The organism is Actinomadura sp. 9N215 (assembly GCF_044326345.1).
Taxonomy (GTDB): Bacteria; Actinomycetota; Actinomycetes; order Streptosporangiales; family Streptosporangiaceae; genus Spirillospora.
The window spans coordinates 556,091-579,914 of sequence record NZ_JBIRBA010000002.1 but is presented as its reverse complement, the minus strand read 5'-3'; the positions used below and the strand labels follow the sequence as shown (position 1 = coordinate 579,914).

The window sequence follows — 23,824 nt, the reverse complement described above, 5'->3', positions numbered from 1 at the left end:
CTCACAGCGGCGGGCGGCGGGCCTCCCAGGGGGTGCTGAGGACGACCGTCGTCCGCGTCGCGACGTTCGCGGCGGCGCGGATCTTCTGCAGCAGGTCTTCCAGCTCGTTCGGAGACGCGACGCGCACCTTGAGGATGTAGCTCTCGTCCCCGGCCACCGAATGGCACGCCTCGATCGCCTGGAGATGGGCCAGCCGGTCGGGCGCGTCGTCCGGCGCGGCCGGGTCGATCGGCTTGATCGAGATGAACGCGGTCAGCGGCAGCCCGATCTGCGTGCTGTCGAGCTTGGCGGCGAACCCGGCGATGACGCCGCGCTTCTGCAGCCGCCGCACGCGCTGGTGCACGGCCGACACCGACAGTCCCGTCTCCTTGGCCAGATCGGTGAAGCTCATCCGCCCGTCGTCGGCCAGCAGCCCCATGATCTGACGATCTATCTCCTCCACGCCGGAAATCTAGCGTGCCGCGGCCGGTGCCCGGGCCCGTCTCAGATCACGGATCGGCTCTATCTGCCCGGTCTATCTGCCCGGTTCGCCGCCCGGCCGGCGGCGCTGGGCGCGCAGGGGGCCGCAGCTGCCGCGCACGACCAGCTCGGTCGGCAGCAGCACCGGCCCTCCCCTGCCCCGCCTGGCGGGCTCGCGCAGCACCAGCTCGCAGGCCCGGTAGCCGATGTCGTGGGCGGGGCGCGCGACGGCGGTCAGCGGCGGGTCGCACAGCTCGGCCCACGCCACGTCGTCGACCATCGCGATCGACACGTCGGCGGGGACCCGCAGGTCGAGCTCGCGGGCCACGAGCACGGCGGCCTCGCCGAGCAGGTGCCCGGCGGCCAGGACGGCGGTGACGTCGGCGCGGCGCTGCAGCAGCCCGGCGGCGGCCGCGTAGGCGGCGTCGGTGGCCGGGCGGGCCGCGACGACCAGGTCCTCCTCGACGGGCACGCCGAGCTGGGCGAGGGTGGCGCGGAACGCCCGCTCCCGCACCCGGGGCGGGCCGCCGGGGACGGCGCCGAGGAACCCGATGCGGCGGTGCCCGAGCCCGGCGAGGTACTCGGTCACGGCCCGGACGCCGCCCGCGTCGTCGGCCAGCACGGACGGCACGTCCGGCAGTCCCGGCAGGACGCGGCCCGCGAACACGACGCTGGAGCACACCCGGGCCGCGCCGCGCCAGTCGGCCTCGTCGCCGGCGGGCATGGCGATGATGCCGTCCACCCGCTGCTCGGCGAGCCGCTCGACGATCTCGGCCTCGCGGGCGGGGTCGCCCCCGGCGGCGTCGACGATGACGTGCTCGCCGAGGGTGCGGGCGCAGGCCAGCACTCCCGCGACGAGCTCGGCGCAGAACGGGTCGGTGACGTCGGGGACGATCAGCCCGATGCCGCCGCTGCGCCGGAGCTTGAGGCCGCGGCCGAGGGCGCTCGGACGGTAGTCCAGCGCGCGGGCCGCGGCGAGCACCCGCTCCCGGGTGGCGGCGCTGACCGAGCCCGTCCTGGAGAACACGCGCGACACGGTGGCGATGCCGACGCCGGCCGACGCCGCCACGTCCTTGACCGTCGCCGGCCGCCTGTCCGTCATGCCCGGATCGTCCCCCTCACTGGGTTTTAGTTGATCTTATCCCTGATCATCCCTCCCATGGAAACGTTTCCATGATGTTTACTCCAGCTGTCGGACAAAACCCCTGCTCGGCAGGGGGCTATGGAAACGTTTCCACGAGGGGGTTCGGATGGCCGGGATCGTGCTGGACCGGGTCGACAAGGTGTACTCCGGCGGCGTCAAGGCCGTGGACGGCCTCGACCTGGAGATCCGCGACGGCGAGTTCATGGTGCTGGTCGGCCCGTCCGGGTGCGGCAAGTCCACCGCGCTGCGGATGATCGCCGGTCTTGAGGAGATCACCGGCGGGAAGATCTCCATCGGCGGGCAGGTCGTCAACGACCTCGCGCCCAAGGACCGCGACATCGCGATGGTCTTCCAGAACTACGCCCTCTACCCGCACATGACCGTCGAGCAGAACCTCGCGTTCGGGCTCAAGCTGCGCGGCACGCCGAAGGCGGAGATCAAGCAGAAGGTCCGCGAGGCCGCCAAGATGCTCGGCCTTGAGCAGTTCCTTTCCCGCAAGCCAGCCGCGCTGTCGGGCGGGCAGCGGCAGCGCGTCGCGATGGGGCGCGCGATCGTCCGGCAGCCGCAGGCGTTCCTGATGGACGAGCCGCTGTCCAACCTGGACGCCAAGCTCCGCGTGTCCATGCGCGCCTCCCTCAGCCAGCTGCACGAGCGGCTCGGCGTCACCACCGTCTACGTCACCCACGACCAGGTCGAGGCCATGACGCTCGGGTCGCGGGTCTGCGTGCTGCGCGAGGGACGGCTGCAGCAGGTCGACACGCCGCAGCGGCTGTTCGACAACCCCGTCAACCTGTTCGTGGCGGGCTTCATCGGCTCCCCGGCGATGAACTTCGCCACCGCCGACCTGACCGGCGCCGACGGCGACGGCGCGCAGGTCACCTTCGCCGGATACACGCTGCCCGTCCCGGCCTCGGTCCTGACCGACAAGCCGGACCTGCGGAACTACGTCGGCCGCCAGATCATCCTCGGCGTCCGGCCGTCGGACTTCGAGGACGCCGCGCACGCCAGCGCCGACTGGGCGCCGATGGCGGTCCGCAGCAGCGTGACCGAGGAGCTCGGCAGCGAGATCAACGTGATCTTCACGATCGACGCGCCGCCGGTCGAGCACAAGGACACCGCCGACCTCGCCGAGGACGCCGCCGAGGGCGACGCCGACCTGACGATCCCGCTCACCGACAACCGGGCGCTGTGGACGGCCCGCGTCAACTCCCGCTCGCGCGTCCGCCCCGGCCAGCACGTCGACCTGGCCGTCGACACCCGCCGGCTGCACTTCTTCGACCCGTCCAGCGGGCTGGCGCTGTAACTCCCAGGGGGGCGACCCCCTGGAACCCCCGTCACCGGCCGGGGGGCCGTTTCCCGAGCCGCTGGCGCGTCTCGTGAAACGGCCCCCCGGCCGGCGGGTCGTGCGACCTCCGGCGCGGGGCGCCTCCGGCCGCACGACCCGTGGCCCCGGCTTAGGTCTGGTCCAAGGGGTGTTGTGACTCTTCCACGTGGGATGTTGTGGTCAGTCCACGATGACCAGGGCGCGTTCGGTGACGTTCATCGGCTCGTGGCCGTCCTCGGTGCACACGACGATGTCCTCGATGCGCGCGCCGTGCGGCCCGGGGTAGATGCCCGGCTCGATCGAGAACGCCATGCCCGGCTCCAGCGGCTCCAGGTTGCCCGCGACGATGTAGGGGTCCTCGTGCGACTCCAGGCCGATGCCGTGGCCGGTGCGGTGGAAGAAGTGCTCGCCGTGCCCGGCGGCCGCGATGATGTCGCGGGCGGCCGCGTCCACCTCCTCGGGCGTCGCCCCCGGGCGGACGGCCTCGCTCGACGCCCGCTGCGCCTCCGCCAGCACCTCGAAGTACGCGCGGTACTCGGCGGGCGGCTCGCCGACGCAGTAGTTGCGGGTGGAGTCCGAGCAGTAGCCGCTGGGCATCGTCCCGCCGATGTCGACCACCACCGGCTCGCCCGGACGGATCACGCGGTCGGACGGCTCCGCGTGCGGGTTGGCGCCGTTCGGCCCCGACCCGACGATGACGAAGTCGACCTGCGCGTGCCCCTCGGCGGTGATCGCGTCGGCGATGTCGCGGGCGACCTCCCGCTCCGTGCGGCCCGCCTTGAGGAGGCCGGGCACGCGGCGGTGCACCCGGTCGATCGCCGCGCCCGCCTCGCGCAGCGCCGCCACCTCCGCCGGGCTCTTGCGCATCCGCAGCTCCCGGAGCACTCCCCCGGCCGCGACCTGCTCGGCGGCGGGCATCGCGGCGCGGAACCGCAGCGCCATCACCGCCCACATCCGGTCGGCCACCCCGACGGCGCCCAGGCCGCCGGGCAGCCGCCGCGCGACGAGCGCGTACGGGTCGTCGGTCTCGTCCCACGGCACCAGCTCCACGCCGAGCGACCCGGCCGGCGACGCCTGCGCCGCGGGGATCTCCAGCCGCGGGACGACCAGGAACGCCTCGCCGCCCGCGGGCACCACCAGGCAGGTGAGCCGCTCCAGCTGCTTGGCGTCGTACCCGGTGACGTACCGCAGGTCCGGGCCCGGCGTCAGCAGCACCGCCCCGAGGCCGGCCCGCTCCGCCGCGTCCCGCACCAGGCCGACGCGCTCGCGCGGATACAACTCCGTTGTCACACCCGTCTCCATTCTCCGATCTTCACTGCGTACCAGGATCGCAGGAGCGCCGCGCGGTCGCACCGGCCGCCTCCGTCCCGGCCCGCCTGCGCCCCGGAGTCGGTGGCGCATGGCACGATGTGGCGCATGAGCGGGCTGATGCTGCTGGACACGCCGTCGTTGTACTTCCGCGCCTTCTTCGGGGTGCCCGAGTCGGTCACGGCCCCGGACGGGACGCCGGTGAACGCCGTCCGCGGCCTCATCGACATGATCGCGCGGCTCGTCCAGGACCGCGGGCCCGAGCGCCTCGTCTGCTGCATGGACGCCGACTGGCGGCCCGCGTTCCGGGTGGCGGCGCTGCCGTCCTACAAGGCGCATCGGGTGGCCGAGAGCGGCGGCGACCAGACGCCCGACGCGCTGGAGGCGCAGCTCCCGATCATCGACGCGGTGCTGGACGCGGTCGGCCTGGCCCGCGCGGGCGTCCCCGGGTACGAGGCCGACGACGTCATCGGGACCTTGGCCGTGCGGGGCGCGGCGGACGGCCCGGTCGACATCGTGACCGGCGACCGCGACCTGTTCCAGCTGGTCGACGACCGCGCCCCGGTCGCCGTCCTGTACACGGCGCGCGGCATCAGGAACCTGCAGATCATGGGCGAGAAGGAGGTCGCGGCCAAGTACGGCATCCCCGGCCGCGGCTACGGCGACTACGCGACGCTGCGCGGCGACCCGAGCGACGGCCTGCCCGGCGTGCCAGGCGTCGGCGACAAGACCGCCGCCGCGCTCGTCACCCGCTTCGGGTCGGTGGCCGGGATCCTCGCGGCGCTCGACGCGGGCGCCGACGAGGGGTTCCCGGCGGGCGCGCGGCGCCGGATGGAGGCCGCGCGCGAGTACCTCGCCGCCGCCGAGACGGTCGTGCGGGTCGTCACCGACATCGACGCGCCGGAGCTCGCGGCGCTGGACGACCGCCTCCCCGCGGGCGCGCGCGACCCGGAGACGCTCGTCGCGCTGGCCGACGAGTGGAACCTCGCCAGCCCCGTCAACCGGCTGCTGAACGCCCTGTCCCGCTGACCGCGCCCCCCGGGCGCCGCCCGCGGATCGTCGCTGCAATTTTCGTCAAAAGTGTCAGATGACGCAGACACGGCGTTCTCCCGCGTGCAGCATTCCGCTCAGTGAGGGGTTCTCATTGGGATGAAGGCAGTGCACCGCCGCCGGACGGACGTTGACGCCCGTCCGGGCGGCGGCCGCATGAGCGACCGGTACCCGCGGCACTGGGCCTCACCGCCCCACTCCCCCCATCTGTCGCGGGTACCGGTTCACCCGACCCCAGGAACCGGAGACGCGGACCCGTGACCGAACGCGCGCCGACCGACCGCCTGCCGACCGACCGACCGCGGACACGGGCGGCGACATCCCGTGGCGGCGCCGCCGCCGGCCCCGGCGACGCCTTCTGGGACGCGCTGGACGCCCCCGAACGCGCGGCGCTCCGGGCGGTCGCGCGGCCCCGGAAGTACGCGCCGCGGACGCCGCTGTGCTACCAGGGCGACGATTCCGACCACATCATCATCATCGAGTCGGGGTGGGCGAAAGTGACGTCCGCCAGCGAGGACGGCCGGGAGGTCGTCCTGGCCGTGCGCGGCCCCGGCGACCTGGTCTGCGAGAGCGCGGTGCTCGGCCGCCGGGAGCGGTCGGCGACGGTGGCGGCGCTCAGCCCGCTGCGCGCGCTGGTCGTGCCCGCCGCCCGCTTCACCGGCTTCCTGGACGCGCACCAGGGCGTGTGGCGGCTGGTCAGCGGCACGTTCGTGCGCCGGCTCGACGACGCCGACCGCAGGCTGCAGGCGCACGTGTCCGCGCACGGCGCGCGGCGGCTGGCGATCCTGCTGACGGAGCTGGCGGAGATGTCGGCCAGGCACGCGCCGCCGGACGCGGCCGGCGCCATCGTGATCGGCCCGCCGCTGTCCCAGGAGGAGCTCGGCAGCTGGATGGACGCCTCGCGCGAGACGGTCGCCCGGGCGCTCGGCACGCTGCGGGCGGAAGGCCTCGTCCGCACCGGACGCCGCAAGATCACCGTGGTGGACCCGGTGGGGCTGCGGGAGTTCGCGCGGTCGCCGGAGCGTCCGTCGGCCGACGCCTTTACGATGTAGATCACGTCCGGAACCCGGTTTTCGTCCCGTACCCTCGGTGCTGTGCCGCGCCGACCGCTGCGACTGCGTACCGCCGAGGCCGACGCCGAGATCCGCGCGGGCCTCGACCGGATCCGCGCCGAGTACTCGGTGCCCGGCCCTTTCCCGCCCGCCGTCCTGTCCGAGGCGGCCGGCCCCGCGTCCCACCCCGACGGCCGCGCCGACCTGCGCGGGCTCCCGTTCTTCACCCTCGACCCGCCCGGCTCCCTCGACCTGGACCAGGCCATGCACCTGGAGCGGCGCGGCGACGGCCACCGCGTCCGGTACGCGATCGCCGACATGGCCGGGTTCGTGCGTCCCGGCGGCGCCCTGGACGCCGAGGCCCGGTCCCGCGGCGTCACGCTCTACCTGCCCGACACCAACGCGCCGCTGCACCCGCGCCCGCTGTCGGAGAACGCCGCGAGCCTCCTGCCCGGCCGCGACCGCCCCGCCGTCGCCTGGACGATCGACATCGACGACACCGGCCGGATCACCGGCGTGGACGTGCGGCGCGCCCTCGTCCGCAGCCACGACCGGCTCGACTACGCGGGCGCCCGGCACGACGACGGCGACCCCCGGATCGCGCTGCTCGGCGAGATCGGCGAGCGGCTCATCGCGGCGGAGGCGGCGCGCGGCGGCGTCAGCCTCCCGCTGCCCGAGCAGGAGGTCGTGCACGCGAACGGCGGCTGGGCGCTGAAGCTGCGCGGCGACCTGGCGACCGAGGCGTGGAACGCGCAGATCTCGCTGCTCACCGGCCGCGCGGCCGCCCGGATGATGCTGGACGGCGGCGTCGGGCTGCTCCGCACGATGCCGCCCGCGCCGCCCGAGGCGGTGTCGCGGGTCAAACTGGCGGCCGGCGCGCTCGGCGTCGCCTGGCCGGGGGGCTCCTCGTACGGCGACATCGTCCGCGCGCTCGACCCGTCCCTGCCCCGGCACGCCGCGTTCCTGCACGACGCGGCGGCGCTGATGCGCGGCGCCGGGTACACCGCGTTCGACGGCTCGCCGCCCGAGCAGGCGGAGCACGCGGCCGTCGCCGCCCCGTACGCGCACGTCACGGCGCCGATCCGGCGGCTGGCCGACCGGTACGCCACCGAGGTGTGCCTGGCGCTCGCGGCGGGACGTCCCGTCCCCGGCTGGGCCCGGGACGCGCTGCCGGAGCTGCCGGAGGTGATGCAGCGGGCGCTGCGCCGCGCCGCCGACGTCGACCACGCCTGCGTCGACCTCGTCGAGGCGCTGCTGCTGCGCGACCACGTCGGGCACGTCTTCGACGCGGTGGTGGTGGACGTGAGCGCCGACCGGACGGGCGGGCGCGTCCAGCTGGTGTCGCCGCCGGTGTTCGGCCGCTGCGACGGGGACGCGCTGCCGCTCGGCGAGCAGGTCAGGGTGCGGCTGGAGGAGGCGGACCCGGCGCGCCGCCGCGTCCGCTTCTCCCGCACCGGCTGACGGGCGCCGTCCGCGCGTCCGGGCCTGCGGTCAGGCGGCGCTGGGGCGGATGCTCCGGTCGAGCTCCTCGGTGACGCCGGCGTTGAGGCCGTAGGCGGCCTTGACCTCGTCGATGACGCGGTCCTGCTCGGCGGCGTCCCAGGGCGCGGCGTCCAGGAGGTCGCGGTAGCGGTCCTTGTACGCCTTGGGCTTGCCGGGGAAGCGGTAGAAGCGGACGCCGTCGTCCCCGGCCGCCAGGTCGAGGGTCTTGCGGACCTGCCGGCCGATGTACTGCCCGCCGGACAGGTCGCCCAGGTAGCGGGTGTAGTGGTGGGCGACGAACCCGGCCGGCCAGTCGAAGCACACCTCGCGGAGCCGGTCGCAGTACCGCTCGGTGGCCGCGCGGGGCTCGATCCGGGCGCGCCAGCGCGGGCCGTAGAAGTAGGCGAGGTCGGCCTCCAGCGCGTCGCGCCGGCGCAGGCCGGGAAGGTCGAACGGGCCCGCGACCGGGTCGGACGCCATCCGGTCGGCGGCCTCTTCGAGGAGGTCGTAGACGGGGTGGAGCTGCGCCACCAGCACCGCGTACTCGTCGCGGGCGAGGCGGCCGTCGACGAGCGCGCTCATGTAGGCGGACGTCTCGTTGTCCCCGTGGTCGCTCCAGGTGGCGGCCCTCAGCCGCGCGGAGAACGCCCTGTCCGTGCCGGCGCCGTCCGTGCCGGCGCTGCTCGTGCCAGTGCCGTCCGTGCCCGTGCTGTCCATCCCGGCCCTCCTCGATCCCGCGAATTAGGCTAGCCTTACCTAAATCGGTTTGGGAAGGTGCGGCGGCGAAGTTTCCGACGTGATGTCGGCTACTTTACCGACGTGACGTCGGGAACGTCCAGCGGTCCGGCCGGGCCCCTCGTGTCAGCCGCTCAGCGCGGCGCGGGCTTCCTCGGTCATGCGGACGACCTCGCGGCGCACCTGCGGACGCTCCGTGAGCCGCGCGCTGAACGGGATCCGGACGGGGTGCTCGGCGCCGCCGTCCACGACCGCGAAGTCGATGCCGTCGGCGTCCATGCCGGTCATCCGGGCCGCGGTCGCGCCGGGCCGCCCGGCGAGCGCCCGGCAGATCGTGAGGCAGTCGGCCGCGTGGTCGTCGTTCATGTGGCGCATGATCTGCCGCACGACGTCGTCCGTGAAGGGGCCCGCGTCGGTCATGGAGTCGTCCTCTCCCAAGGCTCCGGGTGGATCGGACGGGCACCCGCAGACCCGCGGGGCGGGCGTCCGCCGAGCATGGAGCGGAGCCTACCCGCCGCCGCCCGGGCGACCCGGGCGGGCCGGCGCGCACGCCGGCCGCGCCCACATGGCGAAATGCTCTTCGCTCCGCCCTGGCCAGGCACACGGCTTTGTGGGATTGTGCGCGCACCGGTTCACTTTCGCCGCGCCGCGTCGCTGGGAGGCCGCCATGCGAAGGACCATCGGCTTCACCCTCATCGGCCTCGGCGCGTTCATGCTGGCCGGGGCCCTCCTCGCGCGCCTCTACGTCGCCCCGGCGCTGATCGGCGCGCCGACGGACCTCTACCAGGTCACGCGGCTGCAGGCCGGCAACGCCGCCTACTTCGACGCCGGGAGGCTCACCCCGCGCACCGGCGCCACGGTGGTGGCGACCAACACCATCCGCGGCGACGTGAAGGCCCGCGAGGACGGGGTCGCCGTCTGGGACTCCACCACCGTCGTCCAGGACACGGCGAACGGCGCCACGATCGAGATCCAGAAGCAGCGGCTCGCCTTCGACCGCCGCACCGGACGGCTCGGGGCCTGCTGCGGCGCGGCGGTCGAGGGCGACAAGAGCGTCCGGCAGTCGGGGATCGGGCTGTTCTGGCCGGTCGAGCCGGAGAAGAAGGGCCTGAAGCTCTTCGACCTGAGCACCCGGCGCGCCTGGCCGATCACCTTCGCCGGGGAGGAGCGGCGCAACGGCGTCCGCACCTTCCGGTTCGTCCAGCGCGTCCCGGACACCAGGCTCCCCGGCCAGTTGCCCGCGCTGCCTCCCGAACTGCTCGGGCTCCCCAAGGGCGGCCAGCCCGTGCAGGTCGACCGCTGGCAGCGGTCCGACAGCACGTACTGGATCGACCCGCGGACCGGCGCCCCCGTCGACCAGCAGCGGCACGTGGTGTCGACGCTGCGGCCCCAGCAGGGCGGCCCGGGGGGCCTCGTCGTCGCCGACCTGGACCTCAAGCTGACGCCCGAGTCGCAGCGGGACCTGCTCTCCAGGTCCGACGACGGCGCCGCCAAGATCCGGCTGCTGGAGATGATCGTGCCGCTGGCCCTCCTCGGGGCCGGGCTGCTCGCCCTGGCGGCCGGGCTGGCCCTGACGACCGGGGCCGCCCGCCTTCCCGGGCACCGGCGGACGCCCGAGGGCTCCGCCGCCCCCGCGAGCGGCTAGCCTGTGACCTCCGGAGGGGCGCCGAGGGTCCTCGCTTCGCCGGGGTCCGGGGTCAGCGGGGTTCCTCGAACACGGCCGCGACCTCCGGGATGCGGTCGACGTAGCCGTCCAGCAGGCGCCGTCCGACCGACACGGAGTCGACCAGGGGGTGCAGCGCGAACGCCTTGACGGCGTCGGTCCGCGAGCCGGTCAGCGCGGCCCTGATCGTCAGCCGCTCGACGGCCTTGACCTGCTGCATCAGGCCCGTCTGGTGCAGGTCGGGCGGGGCGAGGGGCAGCGGGTGGACGCCGCCCGCGTCGGCGCGCACCGGCACCTCGATCACCGCGTCGGGCGGCAGCGCGGGCAGCGTCGGCCCGTTCCGCACGTTGAGGATCAGGGTGGCGGGCTCGTCGCGGGCGATCGCGGCCATCACCCGGACCGCGACGCCGGCGTAGCCCTCGTCGACCGGGTCGACGCCGGCGTGGCCGGGCGACGCGGCGCCGGTCGCGGCGCCCTTCACCTCGGCCATGTAGCTGGCGCTGCGGGCGGCGACGGTCTCGCGCCACAGCCCCATGGGGGCGTCCCCGGAGGCCGAGGCGGCCCGCTCGTAGAACGCGGCCTGCTGCGCGGCGAGGAACTCGCCGCGGGTCCGCGGCGCGTCGAGCGTGGCGCGCACCGCCTCCCGGTTGAAGTAGTAGTAGTACAGATACTCGTTGGGGATCATGCCGAGGTCGCGGAGCCAGCCGCGGCCGAACACCACGCCCTCCTCCAGCGAGCCGAGCAGGCCGTCGTCGGCGAGGACGGCGGGCAGCACGTCCGTCCCGTCGTGCAGGACGCGGCGCGTCCAGCCGAGGTGGTTCAGCCCGACGTAGTCGAGCCGGAGCCGGGACGGGTCGAGGCCGAGCGCGGCGGCGACGCGGACGCCGAGCCCGGACGGGGTGTCGCACACGCCCAGCACCCGGTCGCCGAGCACCGCCTGCATCGCCTCGGTGATCATGCCGGCGGGGTTGGTGAAGTTGATGACGTACGCGTCCGGCGCGAGCGCCCGCACCCGCCGCGCGATGCGCGTCATGACGGGGACGGTCCGCAGCCCGTAGGCCAGCCCGCCGGGGCCGGTGGTCTCCTGCCCGAGGACGTCCAGGTCGAGCGCGACCCGCTCGTCGCAGACCCGTCCGGCGGTGCCGCCGACGCGGATCGCGGCGAAGACGAAGTCGGCGCCCTCCAGCGCGCGGTCCAGGCCGGTGGCGGTGAACACCTTCGGCGGCGCGCCCGCGTCCCCGGTCCCAGCGGCGTCGGCGAGCGCGGCGGCGTCGGCGAGCGCGGCGAGGACCGACGCCATGACGTCCAGGCGGCCGGGGTCGGTGTCGTACAGCCAGACCTCGTCGATCCGGGGGACGCCGCGGTCGCGCAGCAGCGCCTCGTACACGTACGGCACCCGGAACCCGCCGCCGCCGAGAACGGCCAGCTTCATGCGACGCGCACCTCCCCGCCCGCGCGCGGGCGGTGCTCCGGCACCGCCCGCTCGACCGGCGTCCCGGCCTCCTTCATGCGCGGCGATGGCGCGATCGGCGCGTGCCGCCTGTTCGAGGTCACGCAGCGGAACGTAGCACCCGCGCGGCCCCGGTGGACGATCAAGGAACCGCCGGGCGGACGGTCAGCGCGGCCGTCGTGCACCATGGAGGGGTGACGCAGGTTGCTGAGGGGCGGTTCGCGGGAAGCGGAACGGACGCGCAGGCGCGGCTGCGCAAGCTGGCCGATCTCGTCTCGGACGGCGACGTGGTGGTGCTGAGCGGCGCGGGCCTGTCGACCGAGTCGGGCATCCCGGACTACCGCGGGGAGACGGGCCGCCGCCGGCGGGCCGAGCCGATGACCTACCAGACGTTCACCGGGTCGGCCGCGGCGCGCCGCCGGTACTGGGCGCGCAGCCATCTGGGGTGGCGGCACATCGCGGCAGCGCGTCCGAACGACGGGCACCGCGCGGTCGCGGAGCTGGCGCGCCGCGGGCTGGTCGCGGGGATCATCACCCAGAACGTCGACGGCCTGCAGCAGGCCGCCGGGGCGGACGGCGTGATCGAGCTGCACGGCGCGCTCGACCGGGTGGTCTGCCTGGCCTGCGGCGACCGGACGCCCCGCACCCGCCTGGACGAGCGGCTCCGCGCCGCGAACCCCGGCTGGGAGGCCCGCGCCGCCGCCCCCGGCGCGGTCAACCCGGACGGCGACGCCGTCCTCGGCGACGCGGACGTGGCGGCGTTCCGGGTCGTGGACTGCGAGCGGTGCGGCGGCGTCCTCAAACCCGACGTGATCTTCTTCGGCGAGAACGTGGCGCCGGACCGGGTGCGGGCCTGCTTCGCGCTCACGGAGGGCGCGGGCGCGCTGGTGGTGCTCGGGTCGTCGCTGACGGTGCTGTCGGGGTACCGGTTCGTCCGGCACGCGGCCGAGCACGGCGTCCCGGTCGCGATCGTGAACCGCGGCGCGACCAGGGGCGACGAGCACGCCCTGATCACGCTGGACGCGCCGCTCGGCGCGACGCTCACCGCGCTCCTCGCCGAGCTGGACGCCCGACTCTGAGACCGCGCGGCCCGAGACCGCCCGGGGACTGAAACCGCCCGGGACCGGGACCGCCCGGGGACTGAGACCGCCTGGGGGATGCGACCGCGCGGGCCCCGGCGATCAGCCGCCGATCACGGAGGTGGCGGCGGGCGCGGGCGTCCGTCCCTGGCCCGGGCCGCCGGGCTCGGGCGCGTCGGTCACGGACGGCGGGTCGGGAAGGGTGTCGACGGTGACGAAGCCGGTGCCCTCCAGCAGCGTCATGTGGGCGTGGACGAAGGTCTCGCACTGCTTGGCGAACCGGCGGACGAGCGTGTTGCGGGTGCTGGCGCGGACGGCGGCGACCTGCGGATAGATCTGGCCGTGCGCCATCCGCAGCCGCGCCACGGCCGTCTTGTCGTACTCGGTGCCGGACTTGCCGCCGATCTCCGACATCCAGCTCTGCTGCTCGGCGGTCGGCTGGTTCGGCAGCGGGACGTCGAGCTGCGCGGCGAGCGTGCGGTCGAGCTCGTCCAGCCGCTCGTGCTGGCGGGCGATCTCGGCGAGGTTGCGGCGCGTCTCGGGCCGGGCGGCGCGGCGCGCGGCCTCCCGGCCGACGGGGATCTCCCACAGCCCGGCCTGCCGGACCTTGACGAGCAGGACACGGTCGGCCGGACCGAGCGGCCCCCACTCGGTGGGGACGGTGGCCTGGCGGGCGTTCTCCGCCGCGACCTGCGGGGGCTGCGCTCCCCCGTCGCCGGACTGGCGGGCCATCGCGGTGCAGCCGCCGAGCAGCAGCGACGCGGCCAGCCCGCACGCCGCGACCGGGGCCGCCGCCGGGGCGGGTCGGGGTGTTCGCATCCGCCGCCGTCCTTTCCGTTCGAGAGGTCGAGACGAGGTGCGTCTGCCGGGCTGTACGCACGTCCGGGCGGCGGGGTTCGGCGGCGGACGGATTTTCCGGCAGAACCGGAGCGGGCTCAGGTCCAGCCAGGCGGGGCTCAGGTCCAGCCGGGCGGGGCTCAGGTCCAGCGGGGCGGGGCTCAGGTCCAGCCGAGGGGGACGAGGTTGGTGGCGGGGGGTTCGCCGCCGGCCTCGGTGAAGGCGCGCAGGGCGGCGACGAGGGTGCGCCGCTGGCCGGGCGGCATCCGGGCGACGATCGCGGCGATGTCGGCGCGGCGGCGGGCGGTGACGTCGTCGACGATGCCGCGCCCGGCGGCGGTGAGCTGGATGCGGACCTCGCGTCCGCTGTCGGGGCTGGTCTGCCGGTCCAGCAGCCCGGCGGCGGCGAGCCGGTCGACCATCCGCATCGCGGTGGACGGGTTGACCGCCAGCAGCCCGGCGAGCGTGACGAGCTTCAGCGGCCCCTGCGAGGACAGCACGACGAGGAGACGGAACTGCGGGAGCGTGACGGCGTCCTCGACGGCGGCGAGGGACCGCACGGAGATCGCCACCAGCAGCCGCGACGCGGTCAGCACCGCCGAGGTGACCTCGTCGACGCCCTCGGCGTCGCCCGCGGGGGCGGCCTGCTCGCTCATGACGACTTTCTACAACGCCCGGAGCGTCCGGCGCCAATGTGTGCCAGCCCGCCGCCGCACCGCTGCACCGACAAAGGATTCTGTCTTGACAAATCTGATTGTCGGTTGCCATGATGAGGGCATGCTGGACGTGACGGTGATCGAGAACCCCGAGGCGGCGGCGGCCTCCCTGGACCCGATGCGGGCGCGGCTCCTGGCCGCGCTGGCCGAGCCGATGTCGGCGACCGCGCTCGCCGCCCAGGTCGGCCTGCCCAGGCAGAAGGTCAACTACCACCTGCGGGCGCTGGAGCGGCACGGCCTGGTCGAGCTGGTTGGCGAGCGCCGCAAGGGCAACATGACCGAGCGGCTGATGCAGGCGACGGCGGCGTCCTACGTCATCTCGCCGCTCGCGCTCGCTTCGGTGCAGCCGGACCCCGACCGGCACCGGGACGCGATGTCGGCGCGGTGGCTGCTCGCGCTCGCGGGCCGGCTGGTCCGCGACGTCGGCGCGCTGATCACCGGCGCGGCGCGGGCCGACAAGCGCCTCGCGACGTTCGCGCTGGACGGGGAGGTCAGGTTCGCGTCCGCCGCCGACCGGGCCGCGTTCGTCGAGGAGCTGACCGCAGGGGTCGGCGCGCTGGTCCGCAAGTACCACGACGCGGACGCGGAGGGCGGGCGGGGCCACCGCGTCGTCATCGCCGTCCACCCGTCGCTGAAGACCGGGCCGGCGGCGTCCGCGGAACCGGAGCCGGACGCCCCCGGGGAGATCGAGCCCTGACCCGCGGCCGTCACCGCGCGACACAGCACGCAGAGCACGCAACGCATTCACGCAACGCAAGGAGAGCCATCATGGGCAAGGCATTCGAGATCGTCCGCGAGTTCGAGGTGGACGCGTCGCCCGAGCAGGTCTGGGACGCGATCACCACGGGCGCCGCGGGGTGGCTGTGGCCGGCGGAGTACGAGCCGCGGGTCGGCGGCGCCGCCGGGCTCGGCGGGGTCGTCACCGCGTGGGATCCGCCGCACCGGCTGACCAGCCGCCAGGAGAACCCGGACGGCATCGAGGGCCTCCCCCAGTCGCTCAACCAGCTCGACAACCTGATCGAGCCGCGCGAGGGCGGGCGTGCCTGGGTCCGGTACGTGCACAGCGGGATCTTCACCGACGACTGGGACAACCAGTACGACGGCGCGAACCGGCACACCGACTTCTACCTGCACACGCTGCGGCAGTACCTGGTGCACTTCACGGGGCTGCCGGCGACGCAGTCCGACATCCACGGCCCGAAGGCGTCCATGGCGAAGGGCTCGTTCGGCGCGGCCGTCCGTGCGCTCGGCCTGGACGGCGCCGCCGAGGGCGACACGGTCCGGGTGGACCTGCCGGGCGCGGGCGCGGCGGACGCGGTGGTCGACTACCGCAACGAGCATTTCCTCGGCCTGCGCACGGGCGACGCCATGTACCGGTTCTTCGGCCGCGACGCGTGGGGCGGCCCGGTCGGGATCGCGGTGCACGACTTCGCGCCCGGGTCCGCCGCCGACCAGGAGCGGACGAAGAAGGCGTGGCGCACCTGGCTCCACGACCTGTACGCCTGAAACGCCGGAACGCCTAAGAGGCGCGCACGCTCGGGCGCCCGCACGCAGACCGTGCGGGCGCCCGTCCACGTCCCCGGCTACCCGGCCCTCTCCCGGACGACGGCGGCGCGGTCCGCGCCCGGGTCGAACCGGACGAGGACGATGCGGGGCCGCGCGGCCGGGTCCCAGGCGGCGACCTGGCTGAGGGCGGCGTAGGCGAAGGTGCCGAGCGGCTCGTTGACGAACCCGGCGATCGTGGTGGTGGCGGTCCGTCCGCCGGGCAGGCGCAGGGTGACGCGGTCGCCTGCGTCCACGCGGAGTTCGTCGCGCAGCGCGGAGCCGACGAGCGCGCCACTGGGGGGCAGGGCCCGTTCGCCGCCGCCTGGCCTGAGGAACCGGTGCATCCGCGTCCCGGCGGGCAGCCCGAACGCCCGGCCGGACGGCCGGGCGTTCGGTGGTCGTGCGACGCGGGTCCGCGCCTCGTGTCAGGCGTCGCGGCGTTTGAGGAGGACCGCGGCGGCGGCGAGGAGCGCCGCCGTCCAGAGGGCGAACACGCCGTAGCCCTGCCAGGGCGTGAGCAGGTCGTCCTCGCCCTGGTGCGCCTTGGCGATCAGGTAGCCCGCCTCGGACGGCAGGTAGGCGTGGACGTGCTCGCCGATGCTCCCGGGCAGCAGCATCGCGAGCGGCGCCAGCACCAGCACGAACCCGATCACGCCGGTGATGCCGCCCGCGGGGTGCCGCACGATCGCGCCGATCGCCATCGCGAACAGGCCGAGCATCGCCAGGTAGAGCCCGCCGCCGACGACCGCGCGCAGGACGCCGGGGTCGCCGAGGGAGACCTCCGCCTTGTCCCCGATCATCGCGGCGCCGATGAAGAACGACGCGAACGACACCAGGACGCCGAGGGCGAGGACGACCAGCGCGAACACCGCGGCCTTCGCGGCCAGCATCGGCAGCCGCCGCGGCACCGCGAGCAGGCTGGCGCGGATCATGCCGGTGGAGTACTCGGACGCGATCACCAGGACGCCGAGCACGCAGATGGTCAGCTGGCTGAGGAAGAACCCGCTGCCGAGGATGAAGCTGACCGGGTCGGCGGTGACCGAGGCGCGGTCGTCGGCGTTCATGTCGTCCCACTGCGCGGCGGTCAGCCCGACGAACAGCGCGGTGAACCCGAGGTCGAGGATGATCAGCAGGATCAGCGACCACAGGGTGGAGCGGACCGTGCGGATCTTCGTCCACTCGGCGAGCATGAGGCGTCCGAAGCCGGGCCGGTCGAACGCGGGCGGCCCGGCCGCGGGCTGCGCGGCGGACTCGGTCGTGGCGGCGGTCATCGCTGCTCCTCCGTCCCTGCGGCACCCGCGGCGGGCCCGGCGGCGGGCGGCCCTCCCGCGAATCCGGGGCCTGGGACCGGCCCGCCGGGGACGGGCCCGCCGGGCATCGGTCCGCCGGGGACGGGCCCGCCGGCCGCGCCGTACTCCACGCTCTCGCGGGTCAGTTCCATGAACGCGGCCTCCAGCGAGCCGCGCATCGGGGTGAGCTCGTGCAGGACGACTCCTTCGGCGGCGGCGAGCTCCCCGACGCGGGGCGCCTCCATGTGGGTGACGGTCAGCAGGCCGTCCTCGGCGGCCCTGACCTTGGCGCCCTCGCCGGTGAGGACGTCGGCGAGCCGCGCGCCCTCGGGGCTGCGGACGGCGACCATCTTCTCGGTGCTGCGCTCGATGAACTCCTCGGTCGAGCAGTCGGCGATGAGCCTGCCGCGCCCGATGACGATGAGGTGCTCGGCGGTGACGGCCATCTCGTTCATGAGGTGGCTGGACACGAACACGGTCCGCCCCTCGGCCGCGAGCCGCTGCATGAGGGTGCGGATCCAGACGATGCCCTCCGGGTCGAGGCCGTTGACGGGCTCGTCCAGGATCAGCACGGACGGGTCGCCGAGCAGCGCGGCGGCGATGCCGAGCCGCTGACCCATGCCGAGCGAGAAGCCGCCGGCGCGCTTGCGGGCCACGCCGGTGAGGCCGACGAGGTCGACGACCTCGTCGACGCGCTTCTTGCCGATCCCCTGGGTCTGCGCGAGGCACAGCAGGTGGTTGTAGGCGCTGCGGCCGGTGTGGACGGCCCGCGCCTCCAGCAGCGCGCCGACCACGCGGAGCGGCGCGGGCAGCTCGGTGTAGTGGACGCCGTCGATCCGGGCGTCGCCGCGGTCCGGCCGGTCGAGTCCGAGCAGCAGCCGCATGGTGGTCGACTTCCCGGCGCCGTTCGGGCCGAGGAACCCGGTCACCCGCCCGGGCGCGACGGCGAATGACAGATCGTCGACGGCGGTCTTGTCGCCGTAGCGTTTGGTGAGGTTCTCCGCCTCGATCATGCACACATCCTGGCGTGTTCGTTTCCGAAATATGGTGACCGGGATCACCGTAGCGTCCCGTTCGCGCGGCCGGATCCTCCGTGAAGCGGATCCGTCTCCGACCTGCGTAGGGTGCCCGCCCGCCGGACGCCCGCGCTCCGGGAAAGGCGAGGGGGCCCTCCCGCGCGGCGGGAAGGCCCCTGTCTCGGGGTGCGGCCTCAGGCGGTGACGCCGTCGGCGGCGTTGACGTCCTTGTGGAACCGCTTGTGGACGTAGAGCTTCTCGCCGAGCGTCTCGCAGCGCCACCACAGCCCGCTCGGCGGCCCGACGCGGGTGCCGCGGGGCAGCTCGCGCAGGACCTCGTTGACCGGCGTCATGCGGAACCGCCCGGACCGGCACACCAGGATCCGCCGGTCGGTGACCACGACGACGCGGTAGGCGTTGGCGAAGATGATGATCCAGTAGGACAGCAGCGCGAAGTACTGGCTGGTGGTCTGGGCGCCGAAGACCGCCTGGACGTTCTCGCCCGGCTGCAGGGCAGGGGCCGCGTTGGCGCGCATCTTGTCGCGGATGGCCACGGGTCGGGACCTTTCTCGTGTCACTCGCGGGGCGGACCGGGACCGCTCCCCCGTCCGGCGGCGCCGCGGCGGGCCGTCCTCGGCCGGCGCCTGCGCACCATGTTCCCCACGGCCCTCAATGGTGATCGGGCGTCCCGATTGTGGCACTGAATCGCAGGTTACGGGCCGATTTCCCCAACATCTGGAAATCTCCGCCGGTAGCGGAGCGTTATTGATCCTCTGTCAATAGCTGCGCGAGGATGGCCGGGCAGGCTCCGACCGCCGGGAGGCCCCGTGCCCGCGACACCGCAGCCCCGTTCGTCCGGCCGGCCCGGCACACGTCCAGCCGGTCGACCCGCCGCCCGGCTCGGCGATCAACCCGGCGATCAACCCGGCGACCGGCGCGCCGAACGGTCAGGCGATCAATTCGGCGAGCATTCCGGCGTCCGGCTCGGGGAGCGGGACGTGCTGCGCGCGCTGGCCGCCGAACCGCTCGTCGGCCTCGGCGCCGGGCGGGCGCTGCTGATGCAGCTCGCGCATCCGGACGTGGCCCGCGGCGTCGCCGAGCACAGCGACTTCACCGAGCGTCCGCTGGCCCGCCTGTTCGGCACCCTCGACTTCCTGCTGATCGTGACGTTCGGGACGCCGGAGCAGGTCGGACGGATCGCGGCGAAGGTCCGCGGCATCCACGGGACGGTCCGCGGCGACGGCTACTCCGGCGACGACCCGGAGCTCCAGCTCTGGGTCAACGCGACGCTCATCGACTCCGCGCTGCACGTCTACGAGCACATCATGCGGCCGGACGGCGACGGCGGCAGCGGCGACGGCGAGCCGGGCCTGGCCGAGGAGTGCTACCGGCAGGCCCGCGTCATCGCCGAGGTCCTCGGCTGCCCGCTGGAGGCGCAGCCCCCCGACCTGGCCGCGTTCCGCGCCTACATGGCGGACACGCTCGCCGCGCTGGAGGTGACGGACACGGCCCGCGAGGTCGCCGCGGCCGTCCTGTGGCCGGAGCGGGAGGCGGCGCGGCTGCGCGTCCTGTACCCGGGCCTCGCCGTGTTCCGGCTGCTCACCGCCGCGCTGCTGCCCGAGACGCTCCGCGACCAGTACGGCCTGCCCTGGACGGGCAACCGCCGCCGCACGGCGACCCTGATGCTGCGGACCGCGGGCGCCGTCCACCGCGCGACGCCGGGATTCCTGCGGCGGCCGCCGCAGGCGTTCCTCGTCCGGCTGGCGGCGTACCGCGTCGACCGCACCCTGTCGGCGCGCCGCGCCCGCCGCCGCACCGACCAAGGCGGCGGCCAAAGCGGCGGCCGAAGCGACGGCCGCGCGGCCGGGCCCGCCGAGCCCTAGGCGACGGACGAGTACGCGACGACGCCGCGGCGCATGGAGTCCATCGCCCGGCGGGCCGTCTTGCGGATGTGGCTGTTCGGCGGGGCGGCGTCGGCGACCTGCCCGAGCAGGTCGAGGAGCTGCTTCACGGCGCGGACGAAGTCCCCGGCGGTGAGGTCGCTTTCGAGGAGGACCTCGTCGAGGTCGTCGCCCTTGGCCCATCGGTACGCCGTCCACGCGAATCCGAGGTCGGGCTCGCGGAGGAACGACACGCGGTTGTCGCGCTCGACGGCGTCCAGCTCGCCCCAGAGCCGCACCATCGCGGCGAGCGCGTCCTGCGTGGGCCCGGTCGGGGTGCGGGGCGGGGCGGCGTCGTCGGGCTGCCGCGACTCGTAGACCAGCGCGGACACGCACGCGGCCAGCTCGGCCTGGTCGAGCTTGTCCCACAGCCCCTCGCGGAGGCTCTCGGCGGTGAGCAGGTCGAGCTCGTTGTAGATCTGGCCGAGGCGGCGGCCCTCCGCGGTGACGGAGTCGCCCTCCAGGTACCCGAGCTGCTCCAGGACGGCGCAGACCCGGTCGAACGTCCGGGCGATGACCTGGGAGCGGCCCTCGACGCGGCGGCGGAGCTGCTCGGTCTCGCGGTCGAGGCGGTGGTACCGCTCGGCCCAGCGGGCGTGCTCCTCCCGCTTGTCGCAGCCGTGCACGGGGTGGCGGCGCAGCTCGGCGCGCAGCTCGGTGATCTCGGCGTCCTCGGCGGCGGCGGAGTCGCCGCGGGCGCGCTTGCGGCCGCGGGCGTCGTCGGGGACCTTGGCGCGCAGCGTGGACGCCAGGTCGCGGCGGTCCTGCGGGTTGCGGGGGCTGAACGACTTCGGGATCCGGATCCGCTCGACGGGCTCCACGGCGCGCGGGAAGTCCTGGATCGACAGGCGCTGCACGGACCGGTTCACCGTCAGCACGAGCGGCGCGGGCCCGTCCGAGCGGCGCCCGACGCCCGGGTCGAGGACGACCGCGAGCCCCGACCTGCGCCCCGACGGGACCAGGATGACGTCCCCCGGCCGCAGGTGCTCCAGCGATCTCGCGGCCTCGGCGCGGCGGGTCCCGGCGCGTTCGCGCGACAGCTCCGCCTCCCGGTCCGACAGGCGGCGCCGCATCGCCGCGTACTCCATGAAGTCGCCGAGATGGCATTCGGCGGCCTTGGCGTACCCGTCGAGGGCCTCCTCGTTCTTGTGCACCTGCCGGGCCAGGCCGACGACGGCGCGGTCGGCCTGGAACTGCGCGAACGACTCCTCCAGCAGCGTCCGGGCGCGCTCGTTCCCGACGGCGCCGACGAGGTTGACGGCCATGTTGTACGACGGCCGGAAACTGGAGTTCAGCGGGTAGGTGCGGGTCCCGGCGAGCCCGGCGACGGACGCGGGCTCCACGTTCGGCCCCCACACCACGACGGCGTGGCCCTCCACGTCGATGCCGCGGCGCCCGGCCCGCCCGGTGAGCTGCGTGTACTCGCCGGGCGTCAGGTCGACGTGCGCCTCGCCGTTCCACTTGTCGAGCTTCTCGATCACGACGGTGCGGGCGGGCATGTTGATGCCGAGCGCGAGCGTCTCCGTCGCGAACACCGCCTTGATCATCCCGCGGGTGAACAGCTCCTCGACGATCTCCTTGAAGGTGGGGAGCATCCCGGCGTGGTGGGCGGCGACGCCGCGCTCCAGCGCCGCGAGGAAGTCGCCGTAGCCGAGGACGCGCAGGTCCTCGGCGGAGATGTCGGCGGTGCGCAGCTCGGCGTGCGCGCGGATCTCCTCCGCCTCCTCCTTGGACGTCAGCCGCAGCCCGGCGTGCAGGCACTGCAGGACGGCCGCGTCGCACCCGGCGCGGCTGAAGATGAACGTGATCGCCGGGAGCAGCCCGGCGCGCTCCAGCCGCTCGATCACGTCGGGCCGGGCCGGGGGCCGGTACCGCTGCGGGCGCGGCGCGCGGCGCCGTCCGGTGCGGCGGCCCTGGTTGACCTTGGCGCGGCGGACCTCGTCCACCGCCATCCGGGTGAGCTGCGGGTTCAGCCGGGCCTGCCGGTCCCTGCCCTTGCCGGTGTCGACAAACAGGTCGTACAGGCGGCCGCCGGCCATCATGTGCTGGAACAGCGGGACGGGACGGTGCTCGTCCACGATCACGGCCGTGTCTCCGCGCACCTCGTGGAGCCATTCGCCGAACTCCTCGGCGTTGCTGACCGTCGCCGACAGCGCCACGATCCGCACCGAGTCCGGGACGTGGATGATCACTTCTTCCCAGACGGCGCCGCGGAACCGGTCGGCGAGGTAGTGGACTTCGTCCATCACGACGAACGCCAGGCCCGCGAGGGTCTGCGACCCCGCGTACAGCATGTTCCGCAGCACCTCGGTCGTCATCACCACGACCGGGGCCTCGCCGTTGACGCTGTTGTCGCCGGTGAGCAGCCCGACCTTCTCCGCCCCGTACCGGCGGACGAGGTCAGCGTACTTCTGGTTCGACAGCGCCTTGATCGGCGTGGTGTAGAAGCACTTGCCGCCGCCGGTGAGGGCGAGGTGCGCGGCGAACTCCCCCACCACCGTCTTCCCGGACCCGGTGGGCGCGGCGACGAGGACGCCGCTGCCGCCCTCCAGCGCCTGGCACGCCTCGATCTGGAACGGGTCCAGCTCGAAGTCGTACAGGGTGCGGAAGTCCAGCAGGGCCGGGCCGTTCCCTTCGGTGCGCCTGCGGTAGGCGGCGTACCGCTGGGCCGGGGTCTCGCCGGCCGGCCCTGTGCCCGCGTCGGTTCCGGTGTCCGCGTCGGTTCCGGTTCCGGTGCCGGTGCCGGTGTCGGGGGAGGTCATACCTTGGAGCCTACGGTTTCGACCGGCCCGATTCCCAATCCGGAGACGATCCCCGCGCGCCCCGGCCGCACCCGCGGCGCGCCCGCCGGGGCGCCCGCGCGGGTCAGACGGTCCGGTCGCCCTTCTCCAGTTCGGCGTCGATGGCGTCCAGGTCGAGCGGGGACGCCTCGTCGTCGGCCAGTTCCTCGTACGGGTCGGGGTCGCGGAGCCTGCGCCGGTCGTGGAAGAACGCGATCACCTCGGCGACCTCGAACAGCACGATCGTGGGCAGCGCCAGCGCGAGCATGGTGAACGGGTCCTGGCTGGGGGTGGCGACGGCGGCGAACACGAACACGCCGAAGATCAGCATCCGCCGCGACTTGCGGATCCGCTCGTGGGTGAGGACTCCGATCCGGTTCAGCATGACGACGAACAGCGGCAGCTCGAACGTCAGCCCGAAGATGAACAGCATCGCCTGCGCGTAGCCCAGGTAGTCCTGGACGCCGACGAGCACGGTCGTGTCTCCGGGCGCGAGCCCGATGAAGATCTTCAAGCCCTTGTCCATCGTCAGGTACGCCAGCGCCGCGCCGAGCCCGAACAGCGGCACCGCCGCCGTCATGAACGTGTACGTCCAGCGGCGCTCCCGCCGGTACAGGCCCGGCGCGACGAACGCCCAGATCTGGTACAGCCAGATCGGCGACGACAGGATCGCGCCGACGATCAGCGCGACCTTCAGGTGGATGAAGAACCCGTCGAAGATCCCGTGCACGACCAGGTCGCACTTGCCTTCCAGGCAGTGCTCGGACGGGATCCGCGTGTACGGCTGCTTCAGGAAGTCCCAGATCGGGGGGAAGAAGATCCACCCGACGGCGGCGCCGAGCACGAGGCCCAGGATCGCCTTGATCAACCTGTTGCGCAGCTCACGGAGATGCTCCATGAGCGGCATGCGGCCGTCGGGGGCGGCGTCGCGCCTGGTCATCATCATCGTGGGCAA

At 74.3% G+C, this 23,824-nt stretch carries 24 protein-coding genes; 9 read left to right on the top strand and 15 right to left on the bottom strand.

All coding sequences use genetic code 11. The annotated features are described in order from the left end of the window. Nucleotide 1: 1 nt before the first annotated feature. Both ACH34T_RS05360 and ACH34T_RS05355 read right to left on the bottom strand, forming a co-directional pair. Nucleotides 2–442, bottom strand: a complete 441-nt coding sequence (locus ACH34T_RS05360; protein WP_395990817.1) for an Lrp/AsnC family transcriptional regulator — start codon at nucleotides 440–442, stop codon at nucleotides 2–4. Between the two features lie 72 nt (nucleotides 443–514). Beyond that, complete coding sequence (locus ACH34T_RS05355; protein WP_395990816.1) at nucleotides 515–1,561, bottom strand: LacI family DNA-binding transcriptional regulator; 1,047 nt, start codon at nucleotides 1,559–1,561, stop codon at nucleotides 515–517. Between the two features lie 148 nt (nucleotides 1,562–1,709). Between ACH34T_RS05355 and ACH34T_RS05350 the strand changes: the two genes are divergently transcribed. Beyond that, entirely contained in the window at nucleotides 1,710–2,906 is a 1,197-nt protein-coding gene (locus ACH34T_RS05350; RefSeq protein ID WP_395990815.1) for an ABC transporter ATP-binding protein, read from the top strand. Between the two features lie 201 nt (nucleotides 2,907–3,107). Here the strand turns inward: ACH34T_RS05350 and ACH34T_RS05345 are convergent, their stop codons facing one another. Beyond that, nucleotides 3,108–4,217, bottom strand: a complete 1,110-nt coding sequence (locus ACH34T_RS05345; protein WP_395990814.1) for a M24 family metallopeptidase — start codon at nucleotides 4,215–4,217, stop codon at nucleotides 3,108–3,110. Nucleotides 4,218–4,343: 126 nt separating this feature from the next. Here ACH34T_RS05345 and ACH34T_RS05340 point away from each other — a divergent pair, with 126 nt between their 5' ends. The 3 genes from ACH34T_RS05340 (at nucleotide 4,344) to ACH34T_RS05330 (ending at nucleotide 7,798) form a co-directional block, all read left to right on the top strand. Beyond that, nucleotides 4,344–5,264: a 5'-3' exonuclease H3TH domain-containing protein gene (locus tag ACH34T_RS05340; RefSeq protein ID WP_395990813.1), complete on the top strand. Its 921-nt coding sequence runs from the start codon at nucleotides 4,344–4,346 to the stop codon at nucleotides 5,262–5,264. A 278-nt stretch (nucleotides 5,265–5,542) separates the two neighbouring features. Next, entirely contained in the window at nucleotides 5,543–6,337 is a 795-nt protein-coding gene (locus tag ACH34T_RS05335; protein ID WP_395990812.1) for a Crp/Fnr family transcriptional regulator, read from the top strand. 42 nt (nucleotides 6,338–6,379) lie between these two features. Next, the gene (locus tag ACH34T_RS05330; RefSeq protein ID WP_395990811.1) at nucleotides 6,380–7,798 is read left to right on the top strand and encodes an RNB domain-containing ribonuclease; all 1,419 of its coding nucleotides are present in this window, start codon (nucleotides 6,380–6,382) and stop codon (nucleotides 7,796–7,798) included. 30 nt (nucleotides 7,799–7,828) lie between these two features. On the opposite strand, the gene ACH34T_RS05325 is transcribed toward ACH34T_RS05330, so the two are convergent. Continuing rightward, the gene (locus ACH34T_RS05325) at nucleotides 7,829–8,536 is read right to left on the bottom strand and encodes a heme oxygenase (biliverdin-producing) (protein ID WP_395990810.1); all 708 of its coding nucleotides are present in this window, start codon (nucleotides 8,534–8,536) and stop codon (nucleotides 7,829–7,831) included. A 144-nt stretch (nucleotides 8,537–8,680) separates the two neighbouring features. After that, a complete protein-coding gene (locus tag ACH34T_RS05320; RefSeq protein ID WP_395990809.1) occupies nucleotides 8,681–8,974 on the bottom strand; it encodes a DUF2470 domain-containing protein in 294 nt (97 codons plus the stop codon). A 247-nt stretch (nucleotides 8,975–9,221) separates the two neighbouring features. Between ACH34T_RS05320 and ACH34T_RS05315 the strand changes: the two genes are divergently transcribed. Further along, nucleotides 9,222–10,199 carry a DUF3068 domain-containing protein gene (locus ACH34T_RS05315; protein WP_395990808.1) on the top strand — a complete coding sequence of 326 codons (978 nt, stop codon included), beginning with the start codon at nucleotides 9,222–9,224 and terminating at the stop codon, nucleotides 10,197–10,199. A gap of 52 nt (nucleotides 10,200–10,251) precedes the next feature. Here the strand turns inward: ACH34T_RS05315 and ACH34T_RS05310 are convergent, their stop codons facing one another. Both ACH34T_RS05310 and ACH34T_RS05305 read right to left on the bottom strand, forming a co-directional pair. Beyond that, nucleotides 10,252–11,649, bottom strand: coding sequence for a 6-phospho-beta-glucosidase (locus tag ACH34T_RS05310; protein ID WP_395990807.1), 1,398 nt, complete (start codon nucleotides 11,647–11,649; stop codon nucleotides 10,252–10,254). Then, nucleotides 11,646–11,771, bottom strand: coding sequence for a hypothetical protein (locus ACH34T_RS05305; protein WP_395990806.1), 126 nt, complete (start codon nucleotides 11,769–11,771; stop codon nucleotides 11,646–11,648). The genes ACH34T_RS05310 and ACH34T_RS05305 overlap by 4 nt, the downstream gene beginning before the upstream one ends. 90 nt (nucleotides 11,772–11,861) lie before the next feature. Between ACH34T_RS05305 and ACH34T_RS05300 the strand changes: the two genes are divergently transcribed. Further along, complete coding sequence (locus tag ACH34T_RS05300) at nucleotides 11,862–12,746, top strand: NAD-dependent protein deacetylase (RefSeq protein WP_395990805.1); 885 nt, start codon at nucleotides 11,862–11,864, stop codon at nucleotides 12,744–12,746. A gap of 102 nt (nucleotides 12,747–12,848) precedes the next feature. On the opposite strand, the gene ACH34T_RS05295 is transcribed toward ACH34T_RS05300, so the two are convergent. Together ACH34T_RS05295 and ACH34T_RS05290 are read right to left on the bottom strand one after the other, a co-directional pair. Next, nucleotides 12,849–13,565 (bottom strand): DUF4142 domain-containing protein, encoded by a 717-nt coding sequence (locus tag ACH34T_RS05295; protein WP_395990804.1) that lies wholly within the window; start codon nucleotides 13,563–13,565, stop codon nucleotides 12,849–12,851. A 179-nt stretch (nucleotides 13,566–13,744) separates the two neighbouring features. Beyond that, nucleotides 13,745–14,239 carry a MarR family winged helix-turn-helix transcriptional regulator gene (locus tag ACH34T_RS05290; protein ID WP_395990803.1) on the bottom strand — a complete coding sequence of 165 codons (495 nt, stop codon included), beginning with the start codon at nucleotides 14,237–14,239 and terminating at the stop codon, nucleotides 13,745–13,747. Nucleotides 14,240–14,360: 121 nt separating this feature from the next. Here ACH34T_RS05290 and ACH34T_RS05285 point away from each other — a divergent pair, with 121 nt between their 5' ends. Both ACH34T_RS05285 and ACH34T_RS05280 read left to right on the top strand, forming a co-directional pair. Continuing rightward, entirely contained in the window at nucleotides 14,361–14,996 is a 636-nt protein-coding gene (locus tag ACH34T_RS05285) for an ArsR/SmtB family transcription factor (RefSeq protein WP_395990802.1), read from the top strand. Nucleotides 14,997–15,067: 71 nt separating this feature from the next. After that, the gene (locus ACH34T_RS05280) at nucleotides 15,068–15,805 is read left to right on the top strand and encodes a hypothetical protein (RefSeq protein WP_395990801.1); all 738 of its coding nucleotides are present in this window, start codon (nucleotides 15,068–15,070) and stop codon (nucleotides 15,803–15,805) included. 77 nt (nucleotides 15,806–15,882) lie between these two features. Here the strand turns inward: ACH34T_RS05280 and ACH34T_RS05275 are convergent, their stop codons facing one another. The 4 genes from ACH34T_RS05275 to ACH34T_RS05260 all read right to left on the bottom strand — a co-directional run bounded on the left by ACH34T_RS05275 (nucleotide 15,883) and on the right by ACH34T_RS05260 (nucleotide 18,703). Then, a complete protein-coding gene (locus ACH34T_RS05275) occupies nucleotides 15,883–16,188 on the bottom strand; it encodes a hypothetical protein (protein ID WP_395990800.1) in 306 nt (101 codons plus the stop codon). An 81-nt stretch (nucleotides 16,189–16,269) separates the two neighbouring features. Then, a complete protein-coding gene (locus tag ACH34T_RS05270) occupies nucleotides 16,270–17,115 on the bottom strand; it encodes an ABC transporter permease (RefSeq protein WP_395990799.1) in 846 nt (281 codons plus the stop codon). Then, nucleotides 17,112–18,146, bottom strand: coding sequence for an ABC transporter ATP-binding protein (locus ACH34T_RS05265; protein WP_395990798.1), 1,035 nt, complete (start codon nucleotides 18,144–18,146; stop codon nucleotides 17,112–17,114). Before ACH34T_RS05265 ends, ACH34T_RS05270 begins: the two co-directional genes overlap by 4 nt. A gap of 197 nt (nucleotides 18,147–18,343) precedes the next feature. After that, entirely contained in the window at nucleotides 18,344–18,703 is a 360-nt protein-coding gene (locus tag ACH34T_RS05260; protein WP_395990797.1) for a hypothetical protein, read from the bottom strand. Nucleotides 18,704–18,976: 273 nt separating this feature from the next. Here ACH34T_RS05260 and ACH34T_RS05255 point away from each other — a divergent pair, with 273 nt between their 5' ends. Further along, nucleotides 18,977–20,032, top strand: coding sequence for an oxygenase MpaB family protein (locus tag ACH34T_RS05255; RefSeq protein WP_395990796.1), 1,056 nt, complete (start codon nucleotides 18,977–18,979; stop codon nucleotides 20,030–20,032). On the opposite strand, the gene ACH34T_RS05250 is transcribed toward ACH34T_RS05255, so the two are convergent. Then, on the bottom strand, nucleotides 20,029–22,851 hold the full coding sequence (locus ACH34T_RS05250) for a DEAD/DEAH box helicase (RefSeq protein ID WP_395990795.1): 2,823 nt from the start codon (nucleotides 22,849–22,851) through the stop codon (nucleotides 20,029–20,031). The two genes, ACH34T_RS05255 and ACH34T_RS05250, sit on opposite strands and share 4 nt — an antisense overlap. A gap of 103 nt (nucleotides 22,852–22,954) precedes the next feature. Further along, nucleotides 22,955–23,809, bottom strand: coding sequence for a twin-arginine translocase subunit TatC (tatC, locus tag ACH34T_RS05245; protein ID WP_395990794.1), 855 nt, complete (start codon nucleotides 23,807–23,809; stop codon nucleotides 22,955–22,957). Between the last annotated feature and the right edge of the window lie 15 nt (nucleotides 23,810–23,824).

Coding starts and splice junctions, on each gene's coding strand:
- ACH34T_RS05340 (WP_395990813.1), top strand. CDS start 4,344: ATGAGCGGGCTGATGCTGCTGGACACGCCGTCGTTGTACTTCCGCGCC.
- ACH34T_RS05320 (WP_395990809.1), bottom strand. CDS start 8,974: ATGACCGACGCGGGCCCCTTCACGGACGACGTCGTGCGGCAGATCATG.
- tatC (WP_395990794.1), bottom strand. CDS start 23,809: ATGACCAGGCGCGACGCCGCCCCCGACGGCCGCATGCCGCTCATGGAG.
- ACH34T_RS05290 (WP_395990803.1), bottom strand. CDS start 14,239: ATGAGCGAGCAGGCCGCCCCCGCGGGCGACGCCGAGGGCGTCGACGAG.
- ACH34T_RS05265 (WP_395990798.1), bottom strand. CDS start 18,146: ATGATCGAGGCGGAGAACCTCACCAAACGCTACGGCGACAAGACCGCC.
- ACH34T_RS05325 (WP_395990810.1), bottom strand. CDS start 8,536: ATGGACAGCACGGGCACGGACGGCACTGGCACGAGCAGCGCCGGCACG.
- ACH34T_RS05295 (WP_395990804.1), bottom strand. CDS start 13,565: ATGCGAACACCCCGACCCGCCCCGGCGGCGGCCCCGGTCGCGGCGTGC.
- ACH34T_RS05285 (WP_395990802.1), top strand. CDS start 14,361: ATGCTGGACGTGACGGTGATCGAGAACCCCGAGGCGGCGGCGGCCTCC.
- ACH34T_RS05275 (WP_395990800.1), bottom strand. CDS start 16,188: ATGCACCGGTTCCTCAGGCCAGGCGGCGGCGAACGGGCCCTGCCCCCC.
- ACH34T_RS05355 (WP_395990816.1), bottom strand. CDS start 1,561: ATGACGGACAGGCGGCCGGCGACGGTCAAGGACGTGGCGGCGTCGGCC.
- ACH34T_RS05280 (WP_395990801.1), top strand. CDS start 15,068: ATGGGCAAGGCATTCGAGATCGTCCGCGAGTTCGAGGTGGACGCGTCG.
- ACH34T_RS05270 (WP_395990799.1), bottom strand. CDS start 17,115: ATGACCGCCGCCACGACCGAGTCCGCCGCGCAGCCCGCGGCCGGGCCG.
- ACH34T_RS05310 (WP_395990807.1), bottom strand. CDS start 11,649: ATGAAGCTGGCCGTTCTCGGCGGCGGCGGGTTCCGGGTGCCGTACGTG.
- ACH34T_RS05350 (WP_395990815.1), top strand. CDS start 1,710: ATGGCCGGGATCGTGCTGGACCGGGTCGACAAGGTGTACTCCGGCGGC.
- ACH34T_RS05315 (WP_395990808.1), top strand. CDS start 9,222: ATGCGAAGGACCATCGGCTTCACCCTCATCGGCCTCGGCGCGTTCATG.
- ACH34T_RS05250 (WP_395990795.1), bottom strand. CDS start 22,851: ATGACCTCCCCCGACACCGGCACCGGCACCGGAACCGGAACCGACGCG.